General features: G+C 71.5%; 8 protein-coding genes. 6 read left to right on the top strand and 2 right to left on the bottom strand.

The features are described 5' to 3' along the window. Positions 1-53 precede the first annotated feature (53 nt). The gene (locus HZZ10_RS01725) at positions 54-1868 is read right to left on the bottom strand and encodes a dolichyl-phosphate-mannose--protein mannosyltransferase (RefSeq protein WP_179912168.1); all 1815 of its coding nucleotides are present in this window, start codon (positions 1866-1868) and stop codon (positions 54-56) included. 28 nt (positions 1869-1896) lie between these two features. Here HZZ10_RS01725 and rsmI point away from each other — a divergent pair, with 28 nt between their 5' ends. Next, positions 1897-2730: a 16S rRNA (cytidine(1402)-2'-O)-methyltransferase gene (gene rsmI / locus HZZ10_RS01720; RefSeq protein WP_179912167.1), complete on the top strand. Its 834-nt coding sequence runs from the start codon at positions 1897-1899 to the stop codon at positions 2728-2730. Positions 2731-2742: 12 nt separating this feature from the next. Here the strand turns inward: rsmI and HZZ10_RS01715 are convergent, their stop codons facing one another. Then, a complete protein-coding gene (locus HZZ10_RS01715) occupies positions 2743-3357 on the bottom strand; it encodes an isochorismatase family protein (protein ID WP_179912166.1) in 615 nt (204 codons plus the stop codon). Between the two features lie 107 nt (positions 3358-3464). Here HZZ10_RS01715 and HZZ10_RS01710 point away from each other — a divergent pair, with 107 nt between their 5' ends. The 5 genes from HZZ10_RS01710 to HZZ10_RS01690 are packed head-to-tail and all read left to right on the top strand — an operon-like array spanning position 3465 to position 10939. Next, positions 3465-4658: an aminotransferase class I/II-fold pyridoxal phosphate-dependent enzyme gene (locus HZZ10_RS01710; RefSeq protein WP_056128504.1), complete on the top strand. Its 1194-nt coding sequence runs from the start codon at positions 3465-3467 to the stop codon at positions 4656-4658. Continuing rightward, complete coding sequence (locus HZZ10_RS01705) at positions 4655-5884, top strand: PQQ-dependent sugar dehydrogenase (protein ID WP_179912165.1); 1230 nt, start codon at positions 4655-4657, stop codon at positions 5882-5884. The genes HZZ10_RS01710 and HZZ10_RS01705 overlap by 4 nt, the downstream gene beginning before the upstream one ends. A gap of 1 nt (position 5885) precedes the next feature. Next, positions 5886-8372, top strand: coding sequence for a DEAD/DEAH box helicase (locus HZZ10_RS19275; protein ID WP_179912164.1), 2487 nt, complete (start codon positions 5886-5888; stop codon positions 8370-8372). Positions 8373-8382: 10 nt separating this feature from the next. After that, positions 8383-10023, top strand: a complete 1641-nt coding sequence (metG, locus tag HZZ10_RS01695; protein WP_179912163.1) for a methionine--tRNA ligase — start codon at positions 8383-8385, stop codon at positions 10021-10023. Positions 10024-10027: 4 nt separating this feature from the next. After that, entirely contained in the window at positions 10028-10939 is a 912-nt protein-coding gene (locus HZZ10_RS01690; RefSeq protein WP_179912162.1) for a TatD family hydrolase, read from the top strand. Positions 10940-11081: the final 142 nt, after the last annotated feature.

The following is an 11081-nucleotide window of genomic DNA, read 5'->3' as shown; positions in this document are numbered from 1 at the left end:
TAAGAGACAGCCCGAGTCCCGATCCCGGGGGTCCGGGCTCTCGCGCCGTCAGCTCAGATCCAGCTGCGCAACCACATGTGCGCACGCCAGAAGTCGTAGGGGATGTCCATCGCGGTCCACACCGGGTAGAAGAAGATGCTCACCACGAGGATCAGCCCGAGCAGCGCCCCCATGATCCTCAGCGCCCGGCGACGCAGGCGCGGGTCGTCAGCCACCTGCTCCCACACGAGCACGAGGGCGTAGGTGAGCGTGAGGTACATCCACGGGGCGAAGGCGATCGTGTAGAAGGTGAAGATGGTGCGCTCGGGGAAGAACAGCCACGGCACCCACCCGGCCACGATCCCGGACAGGACCGCGACGGCGCGCCAGTCCTTGCGCAGCACGACGGCGTACAGCGCCACGAGGATCGCGGCCGTGGCGAGCCACCACACGAGCGGGTTGCCGACCGAGGTGATCGCCCGCGCGCAGGCCTCGGCCCCGCACCCGCCGTCGAAGTTCTCCGTCTTGCGCCAGTAGAACGACGTCGGGCGCAGCTGCAGCAACCAGCCCCACGGGTTCGCCATGTACGTGTGCGGGTTGTCCAGGCCTGTGTGGAAGGCCAGCATCTTCTCGTGGTACTGCCAGAACGACCGCAGGGCCTCGCCCCAGCCGACCATGACGTCCGGGACCCAGTCGGGGTAGCTGCCGGGGTGGCTGACGAACCACTGGCGGTCGTAGGACTTGGGGTTGGCGAACCAGGCCGACCAGGACAGCAGGTAGGTCACGAGGACCGTGGGCAGCATGGACGCCGCCGCCGGGACGCCGTCGAGCAGGACCGAGCCGATGTGCCACTGCCGCGCACCGACCGACCGCCGGGCTGTCGCGTCCCACGCGACCGAGAGCAGGCAGAACACTGCGACGAAGTACAGACCCGACCACTTGGTGCCGCAGGCGAGGCCGAGCGCGACGGCTGCTGCGAGGCGCCACCAGCGGATGCCGACCACGGGCCCGTCGCGGCCCACCCCCCGCCCGGAGTCGATGAGCGCGGCCGACCTCTCGGCCAGCCGCCGCCTGAACCACTCCCGGTCCTTGACGAGCAGGGCGAAGGCGACGAGGACCCAGAACATGAGGAACACGTCGAGCAGCCCGGTGCGCGAGTGCACGATCGCCACACCGTCGACGGCCATGATGCCGCCGGCCACGATGCCGAAGGCCGTCGAGCCGAACAGCCTGCGCGCGGTCCGCGCGAGCAGGAACACCGCGATCACGCCGACGACAGCCGGCGCCAGGCGCCACGCCCACGGGTTCTCGGACCCGCCCAGGCGCAGTCCGAGCGCGATCATCCACTTGCCGACGGGCGGGTGGACCACGTAGTCGGCGGCGGGGAGGTAGCCGTCCTGGTTCCCGGCCTCGAAGGCGGGGTTCGGCTCGTCCGGCCAGTCGGCCTCGTAGCCGAGGTTGAGGAGCGTGTACGCGCCCTTGACGTAGTACGTCTCGTCGAAGACCAGCGTGCTCGGGTTGCCGAGGTTGACGAAGCGCGCGATCCCCGCGACCACGGCGACCATCAGCGGGCCGAGCCAGCCCCAGAGGCGGTCCTGGGCTGTCACGCCGAGCGCGAGGAACCTGTCGGAGAAGAGGCGGCGCAGCAGCGCCTGCTCGGTCTCGCCCGCCGGGCGGTCGTGCTTGACGAGGTCGACGCGCGGGGCGACGTCGACAGCCGTGGGTGCCGTGGCGCTCGTAGCGCCGGAGGGGCCAGAGGTGGGCTGGTCGGGTGTCGTCGTAGACCTGTCGCGTGCTGACGGACCGGTGCTCGACGGGACCTGCGGAGAGGTCGACGCGTCCTGTGTGCCGGCGTCGTCCGCCCCGTTCGTCCCTGTCACGCCAGTCATCGTAGGTGGACATGGCAGGCTTGGCCCCATGACAGGCCGCCTCATCCTCGCCGGGACACCCATCGGAGACGTCGAGGACGCCTCGCCGCGACTGCGCCGCCTCCTCGTCGAGGCTGACGTCGTCGCCGCAGAGGACACCCGGAGGCTGCACGCCCTCGCCGGGCGCCTCGAGCTGAAGATGACCGGACGGATCCTCAGCTACCACGAGCACAACGAGTCGGCCCGTGCCGACGAGCTCCTCGACGTCGTCGAGAACGGCGGCACCGTGCTGATCGTCACCGACGCCGGGATGCCGTCGGTCTCCGACCCGGGGTACAGGGTCGTGACCCGCGCGATCGAGCGTGGGCTCCCCGTCACCTCGGCCCCCGGGCCCAGCGCCGTGCTGACAGCGCTCGCGGTCTCCGGCCTGCCGACCGACAGGTTCTGCTTCGAGGGATTCCCGCCCCGCAAGCCCGGCGAGCGCTCGCGGGCCTTCGAGCTGCTGGCCGACGAGCGGCGCACCATGGTGTTCTTCGAGTCTCCGCACCGCGTGGACCAGACCCTCGCCGCGATGGCTGAGGCCTTCGGGGTGGACCGCCCGGCAGCAGTGTGCCGCGAGCTCACCAAGACCTACGAAGAGGTGCTGCGCGGCGGGCTCGGCGAGCTCGCCGAGACAGCCGCCCAGGAGCAGCTCCGCGGCGAGATCTCGATCGTCGTCTCCGGCGCACCCCAGCGCGAGACCGCGACGACCGCGGAGCTCGTCGCGGAGGTGCTGTCGCGCGTCGCCGGGGGAGAACGCCTCAAAGAGGCCGTCGCGGGCGTCGCCGACGCCGCCGGCGTCCACAAGCGCGAGCTCTACGCCGCAGCCCTCGCCGCGAAGTAGGACGCGCAGCCGTCAGGCGGAGGGGCGGAGCTCGACTCCTGCTGCGGTCATCTCGACGCGGGCCTGGGTGCCCTGGTCGGGGGAGACGGGGACTGTGAGGTCCGTGAAGACCCGGGTCGCCAGACCGAGCTGGAGGGCGTCGAGGGCCGTCGCCTTGACGCAGTGCGACTCGGCGATGCCGACGACGTCGACGGCCTCGATCTGGGCCTCGCGCAGGACGTCTGCGAGCAGACGACCCTGGCCGTCGACTCCCTCGAAGCCGGAGTAGGCGGCCTGGTACTCGCCCTTCTTGACCGAGACGTCGGGCGCGAGGTCCGCGAGGGCCGGGTGCAGCTCGGCCTCGGCGGTCCCGGCGACACCGTGCGGCGGCCAGGTGTCGACGTAGTCGGGGGTGTCGCTGAAGTGCTCGCCCGGGTCGACGTGCCAGTCCTGGGTCGTCACGACCAGCACGTAGTCGTCGCGGTGCGCCGCGGCGAAGTCGGCGACGGCGTGCGCGACGGCGTCGCCACCCTCGACGCCGAGTGCGCCGCCCTCGCAGAAGGTCGGCTGGACGTCGACCACGAGCAGGGCCCGGCGGGGCTCGGGGCTGCTCTGGTCCGGAAGGCTCTGCACAGCGTCGGAGGTCATCCACCCACTCTAGCCAGCGACCCCCAGGTCCAGACGCTGCCGGCAGCACCTGTGCGAAGGGTGAGAACGGGCTGCACCACCGGGGGCACCCGCCGTAGGGTTCAGGCATGCCCCGTGAGATCGAGTTCCGCCGCATCCCTGGCCTGCCGCCGTACGTCTTCACGATCATCGACTCCCTCAAGCTGGCCGCGCGCCGCGAGGGACGCGACATCGTCGACCTCGGCTTCGGCAACCCCGACCTGCCCAGCCCGCAGATCGCCGTGGACAAGCTCACCGAGGCCGCGCACAACCAGCGCAACCACCGGTACTCCTCCTCCCGCGGGATCCCGAAGCTCCGCGAGGCCGTCGCCGACCACTACAAGCGACGCTTCGACGTGACGCTCGACCCCGAGACGCAGGTCATCTCGACCATCGGCGCCAAGGAGGGCTTCAGCCACCTCATGTGGGTGCTGCTGCAGCCCGGCGACGCGGCGATCGTCCCCACGCCCAGCTACCCCATCCACATCTGGGGCCCGTACTTCGCCGGGGCGGACGCCCGGCAGGTGCCCATCGGCGACGGGACCGACGCCGCAGGGTTCATCGACCGCGTGATGGAGGCGTGGGAGCTCGGCTGGCCCAAGCCCCGCGTCGTCGTGCTGTCCTTCCCGCACAACCCGACCACCACCGTCGCGCAGCTGAGCGACCTGCAGCGCCTGGTCGACTGGGCCAAGGACCGCGACGTCGTGCTCGTCCACGACCTCGCCTACGCCGACATGACCTTCGACGGCTTCACGCCGCCGTCGATCATGCAGTGCGAGGGGGCGACCGAGGTCGCCGTCGAGCTGTACTCCATGACCAAGTCCTTCTCGATGGCCGGCTGGCGGGTGGCCTTCCTCGTCGGGCGAGAAGACGTGGTCGGTGCGCTCGCCAAGCTCAAGAGCTATCTCGACTACGGCACCTTCCAGCCGATCCAGATCGCTGCGACGGTCACCCTCAACGAGGCCACAGACTTCCCCGCCGAGGTCTCGCAGGTCTACGAGTCGCGCCGCAACGCCCTCGTCGACGGTCTCAACCGCATCGGCTGGGAGATCGAGAAGCCCGGCGGCACCATGTTCGTCTGGGCGCGGATCCCCGAGCCCTACAGGCACATGGGGTCGATCGAGTTCGCGACCCACGTGATCGAGCAGTGCGACGTCGCAGTCTCCCCGGGCGTCGGTTTTGGCGCCGGTGGTGACGACCACGTCCGCTTCGCCCTCATCGAGAACGAGCACAGGATCGGCCAGGCCGTCCGCGGCCTCAAGAAGGGTCTGACGCTGCTGTGACGCCCCGTACCCACCCGGCCCGACGGCCCGCGGCCCTCGTCCTCGCCGCAGCGCTGACCCTTGCTGTCGCCGCGTGCTCGGACGACCAGACCCTCTCGACGCCCACGGGGACAGCGACGGCGACCGACGGCTCCCAGGACGGAGCCGACCCCGCAGACCCGACCGACGAGGCGACGGACGCTCCTTCAGAAGGGGCGCTCGACCCGCGTGACCCCGTGGTCGAGACCGTCTCCGCGACTCTCGGCACCCCGCTCGCGACGGGCCTCCAAGCCCCCTGGGGACTGGCCCAGCTGCCCGACGGCGACTGGCTCGTGACCGAGCGTGACACCCGCGCCGTCAAGGTCGTCCCGGCCGACGCCTCGGCCCCGACCACCCTCACCGGCCCTGGCGCCGACGACCTGGTCGAGGGCACGACAGGCACGGGGGAGGGCGGCCTGCTCGGCGTCGCGCTGTCGCCGACCTTCGCCGACGACAACCTCGTGTTCTTCTACCGCACGGCAGAGGAGGGCAACGAGGTCCTCAGCGGCACCCTCGACGGCACCACCCTGGGCGAGCTCACGGCGGTCCTGTCAGGGATCCCGGCCGCAGCCACCCACGACGGCGGGCGCATCGCCTTCGGTCCTGACGGCATGCTCTACGTCGCGACGGGCGACTCGGGCTCGACGATCCTCGCGCAGCACCCCGACTCCCTCGGCGGCAAGATCCTGCGGATCGCCCCCGACGGCTCGGTGCCTCGCGACAACCCCGTCCCGGGTTCGCCGGTGTGGAGCCTGGGGCACCGCAACGTGCAGGGCCTCGGGTGGGCGCAGGACGGGCGGATGCTCGCCTCCGAGCTCGGCCAGGACAGCCTCGACGAGCTCAACCTCGTGGTCTCGGGCGGCAACTACGGGTGGCCCGCGGTCGAGGGGCCCGGCGGCACCTCCCAAGGCTTCGTCGACCCCCTCGTCAGCTGGTCGACCGACGCGGCCTCGCCGAGCGGTCTGGCCGTCACCGACGAGGGCGTCTACGTGGCAGCGCTCCAGGGCGAGGCCCTGCTGCGCGTCCCCCTCGCCCCCGACGGCGTCGGAGACCCGCAGACGCTGCTCGCGGGTGACCTCGGCCGCCTGCGTGCCGTGGCGGTCGGGGCGGACGGAGACCTCTACGTCCTGACGAACAACACCGACGGACGGGGAGAGCCCCGCGAGGGTGACGACCGCCTCGTGCCTGTGGTCGTCACCGAGGACTGACGTGGCGGTGCGCGAGCCCGGCCAGGGCGGACCGGTCCCGCCCGGGCCGGACATCTCGGTGCAGACCGCCAAGGCCACCGCCCCGGGCCCGTCGACCAGACCAGGAGCGCAGGCCCGACGGCTCGTCGACGCGCACGTCGCGCTCGCGGCATCAGCGCGAGCCGTCCTCGACCACCTGGACGGCGCGACCACCCGCATCGCCGAGCAGGTCCACAGCGACCGTGCCGCCCGGACCCGCGCAGAGCTCGACGGGCTGACCGTCGACCGCCTCACCGAGATCACGGACAAGAACCTGCGCATCCGTGCCCTGCTCGACGCCGGGTACACGACAGTCGGCTCGCTGCTCGGCGTGAGCGCCGAGCAGCTCGAGACGCTCGACGGCGTCGGCTCCCACACAGCACGGAGCACCGTCGCGGCCGTCGAGCAGCTCGCCGACGCGACGGCCCAGGGCCAGTCGATGCGCATCACGCTCGACCGCGACGACGCCACCGGCACCCGGCTGCTCGGCGACCTCGAGCTGCTCGTGCGGCTGGGGCCTCTCGTCGAGCCGCACCGCCGCGACCTCGACGACTACGCGCGGTCTGTCGAGCAGCTGGCCGAGGCCGCGTCCCAGGCGACGAACGCCCTCACCTTCGCCTTCAGGCGCCGTGCGACGCGTCGACGTGCGCTCGACGCGCTCGCAGCCCTCGAGGGCTGGACCCCGTGGCTGGCCTCGACGGGTCTGGAGCAGGTCGTCGCCAGGCTCATGTCGGCCTGCGCCGAACCTGGGCCCGGTCCGCTCGCGCTCTGGGACGACTTCGAGCGCCGCTCGGCGGTCTACTACACGGTCCTCGGCGCGATCGTCCCCCTCGTGCGGGACGTGCTCGCCGCGACAGGCATGCTCCCCTCCGAGCTGGCCGACAGGGTCGACGCGCTCACCCTCGACACCTCGCTGCTCGACGTGAGCCTGCGCGGCTACCAGGCCTTCGGTGCGAAGTTCGTGCTCAACCAGGGGCGTGTGCTGCTCGGTGACGAGATGGGGCTCGGCAAGACCGTGCAGGCTGTCGCCGTGATGGCCCACCTCGTGGCCGCCGGTGCGACGCACATCCTCGTGGTCTGCCCGGCGAGCGTCCTCGTCGGCTGGCTCCGCGAGATCGACCTCAGGTCGTCTCTCCAGGCCTGGCGCGTCCACGGACCAGAGCGTGAGGCGGCCGCAGCCGCGTGGCTCGCGCAGGGTGGTGTCGCGGTCACCACCTTCGAGGGGCTGCGGCACGTGCCCGAGGCTGCTGCGGAGGTCCTCGACCTGCTCGTCGTCGACGAGGCGCACCTCGTCAAGAACCCGCGTGCCCGTCGCTCGCAGGATGTGGCCGCGTGGGCGGATCGCTGCTGGCGCGTGCTCCTCATGACCGGCACCCCGCTCGAGAACCGCCTCGACGAGTTCTTGGGGCTGGTGCGGATGCTCCAGCCGGCGCTCGTCGACAGCCTCCCGCCGCACCTGCGTCTGGTCGGCGCAGACACGCTGCGGCACACGATGGCGCCGGTCTACCTGCGCCGCAACGCCGCGGACGTCCTCGTGGAGCTGCCCGACCTCGTAGAGCTCGACGAGTGGGAAGAGCTCACCCCGGACGGCCGCCGGGTCTACGAGGCGGCCGTCGCAGCAGGGCGGTTCATGGACATGCGCCGCGCCGACTTCGCGACCCCCGACCCCTCCGGGTCGAGCAAGCTCGGCCGGCTGCTGGAGATCCTCGAGGACGCGGCGGCGAACGGCGAGAAGGTCGTGGTGTTCTCGTACTTCCGCTCGGTCGTCGACCTCGTCTGCAGGACGCTCGCCGGTCCCGGCGGCCGGGACGGCGCCGGCCCCCAGACCGATGCCGAGGCAGCCGACCTGCACCCGAGTGGCCTCGACCGTGCTGACCTCGACCCCGCCGCCAGAGGACTCCCCGCAGTCTTCGGGCCGCTCTGGGGTGGTGTCAGCGCCGACGAGCGCCAGCTCGAGGTCGACAGGTTCACCGCGGCCCCACCGGGCGCTGTGCTCGTCGCGCAGGTGGACGCCGGGGGAGTGGGCCTGAACATCCAGGCGGCCAACGTCGTGGTGCTCTGCGAGCCCCAGCTCAAGCCGACGACCGAGGCGCAGGCCGTGGCGCGCGTGCGCAGGATGGGGCAGGTCCGCCCGGTCCGCGTGCACAGGCTGCTCGTCGAGGACACCGTCGACGAGCGGATCCGCGAGATCCTCGCGACCAAGCAGCAGCTCTTCGACGAGTACGTCCGCGAGTCGAGCCTCGCCGCCGGGACCACGCGCGCTGTCGACGTGAGCGAGGCCGTGCTCGCCCGCGAGGTGGTCGCAGCCGAGCAGGCTCGGCTCGGCTACGGCCCGGTGTGGGACGACCTGCTCGCAGACGACCTCCAGGCAGGCACAGAGGCCCCGCTCGGCGACGACGCGGCGGCCGACCAGCCCGTCGACCGTCTCGGCTGGAGGTCGGGCGACCTCCAGGGCCCCGGGACGCCCTAGCATTGTGCTCATGGCCCACGACGAGACCGCAGCGCCCGCCGGGACGCAGTCCTTCTACCTCACCACCCCGATCTACTACGTGAACGACGCCCCGCACATCGGGCACGCGTACACGACGGTCGCGGGCGACGTCCTGACCCGCTGGCACCGCCAGCGCCAGGAGCGCGTCTGGTTCCTCACCGGGACCGACGAGCACGGGCAGAAGGTCATGCGCACGGCCGAGGCCAACGGCGTCACGCCGCAGGAGTGGGCCGACCGCCTCGTCGAGTCGTCCTGGAAGCCCGTCCTGGAGACCCTCGACGCGCGCAACGACGACTTCATCCGGACCACGCAGCCGCGCCACACCGAGCGCGTGCAGAAGTTCATCAGCCAGCTGCACGCCAAGGGCGAGATCTACGCGGGCTCCTACGAGGGCCCGTACTGCGTGGGCTGCGAGGAGTACAAGCTCCCGGGCGAGCTGGTCGACGGCACGGGGGAGTACGAGGGCCTCAAACTCTGCCCGATCCACAGCCGCCCTGTCGAGATGCTCTCCGAGCAGAACTACTTCTTCAAGATGAGCGCCTACGCAGACCGCCTCCTGGCTCTCTACGAGGAGCACCCCGAGTTCGTCCAGCCGGCCAGCGCACGCAACGAGGTCCTCGCCTTCGTCAAGAGCGGCCTGCAGGACCTCTCGATCTCGCGCAACACCTTCGACTGGGGCATCCCGATCCCGTGGGACACCTCGCACGTGCTCTACGTGTGGTTCGACGCGCTGCTCAACTACGCGACGGCGATCGGCCTGGAGAGCGACGACGAGGCCGAGCGCGAGCGCTTCGCCGCGACGTGGCCGGCCGACGTGCACCTCGTCGGCAAGGACATCTTGCGCTTCCACGCGGTGATCTGGCCCGCGATGCTCATGGCCGCGGGGCTCCCGCTGCCCAAGACGATCTTCGCGCACGGCTGGCTGCTGGTCGGCGGCGAGAAGATGAGCAAGTCCAAGCTCACGGGGATCGCCCCGACTCAGATCACCGACGTGTTCGGCTCGGACGCGTTCCGCTACTACTTCATGCGGGCGATCCCCTTCGGCCAGGACGGGTCCTTCTCGTGGGAGGACCTCTCCGCGCGCTACAACGCCGAGCTCGCCAACGGCTTCGGCAACCTCGCCTCCCGTGTGGCCGCGATGATCTCCAAGAACTTCGGCGGCTCGCTGCCCCGGCCCGGCTCGTCGAGCGACGCCGAGACCGCGCTCCAGGAGGTCGCCGCAGCAGCCGTCGCGCAGGCCGAGGCCGCGATCGACAGGATCTCCCCGAACGAGGCGATCAACGCCGTGTGGACCCTCGTCGACGCCACCAACCTGTACCTCACCGAGCAGGAGCCCTGGAAGGTCGCGAAGCTCCCGGGCGAGACGACCGAGAGCGGCGCAGGCGTCGAGGGTGGCCGTCTCGCGACGATCCTGGTGACAGCGGCCGAGGCGCTGCGGACCCTCGCGGTCCTGCTCAACCCTGTCGTGCCGAAGGCGGCTCAGGGCCTGTGGACCGCGCTCGGTGCCGAAGAGCCCCTCGGGCCCCTCGACGACCAGCCGGTCCAGACCGCTGCCCACTTCGGCACCCTGCCGGCCGGGACGCGCGTGACGAAGGGTGCCTCGTTGTTCCCGCGTCTCGACGAGGTCTGAGGCCTTGGCGCGCACCCGTGAGCGGGGCTGGCCCCCGGCCCCGGAGGCATTGCCGTACCCGGTGGTCGACAACCACACGCACCTGGACTCGATCGGTCACGTCCTCGGCCCCGACGACGAGGTGCCGAGCGTCGACAGGCTGATCGCCGAGGCTGCCGCTGTCGGTGTCACCCGGATGGTCCAGGTCGGCTGCGACGTCCCGGCGGTCCGGTGGACCGACGCCCTGGTGCGCGACCGCCCCGAGCTCCTCGGGGCGATCGCGATCCACCCGAACGAGGCCCCGCTCCATGCGGGGGTGCGTGAGCGTGGTCCCGACGGTCTCGAGGCGACGGTCCGCGACCACCACGCCATGCCCCTCGACGACGCGATCTCCCTCGTCGCGGACCTCGCGCGCGGCAACGACCGCATCCGGGCGGTCGGCGAGACAGGCCTCGACCTCTTCCGCACGGGGGAGGCCGGCCGCGCTGCGCAGCGGGACTCCTTCAGGGCGCACGTGGCCCTGGCCAAAGAGCTCGGGCTCGCCCTGCAGATCCACGACCGCGACGCCCACGCCGAGGTGCTCGAGGTCCTGCTGGCCGACGGTGCGCCGGAACGCACGGTCTTCCACTGCTACTCGGGCGACGCCGAGATGGCCCGTACCTGCGTCGAGCAGGGCTGGTACCTGTCCTTCGCCGGACCGGTGACCTTCCGGCCGAACGACGGTCTGCGTGACGCTCTCCGTGAGGTCCCGCTCTCTCAGGTGCTCGTCGAGACCGATGCGCCGTACCTCACACCGCACCCGTTCCGGGGGCGTCCGAACGCCCCGTACCTCGTCCCTGTGACGATGGCGACCATCGCAGCCGTCAAGGACGTCTCGCTCGAGGACGCGTGCCGTGGCGTGGCTGCGACCTCGGAGGACGTCTACGGGACGTGGTGAGCGTGGTCGTCGACCGCCGCGCCGCAGTCGTGCAGGGCCTGTAGAGGAGGGGCGAACGCGAGATTCCACCCGTGTGCGCCCGCCCGGCGTGGACTACCGTGGGGTCGATCCCCTCCAGACCGTGCTGCTGCTCTGCGGCCGC

The sequence above is a fragment of the Sanguibacter inulinus genome (genome assembly GCF_013415325.1).
GTDB lineage: Bacteria > Actinomycetota > Actinomycetes > Actinomycetales > Cellulomonadaceae > Sanguibacter > Sanguibacter inulinus.
The sequence above is the reverse complement of the archived record's forward strand: the minus strand, read 5'-3'. Positions and strand labels throughout refer to the sequence as shown.

Coding starts and splice junctions, on each gene's coding strand:
- HZZ10_RS01725 (WP_179912168.1), bottom strand. CDS start 1,868: ATGACTGGCGTGACAGGGACGAACGGGGCGGACGACGCCGGCACACAG.
- rsmI (WP_179912167.1), top strand. CDS start 1,897: ATGACAGGCCGCCTCATCCTCGCCGGGACACCCATCGGAGACGTCGAG.
- HZZ10_RS01715 (WP_179912166.1), bottom strand. CDS start 3,357: ATGACCTCCGACGCTGTGCAGAGCCTTCCGGACCAGAGCAGCCCCGAG.
- HZZ10_RS01710 (WP_056128504.1), top strand. CDS start 3,465: ATGCCCCGTGAGATCGAGTTCCGCCGCATCCCTGGCCTGCCGCCGTAC.
- metG (WP_179912163.1), top strand. CDS start 8,383: ATGGCCCACGACGAGACCGCAGCGCCCGCCGGGACGCAGTCCTTCTAC.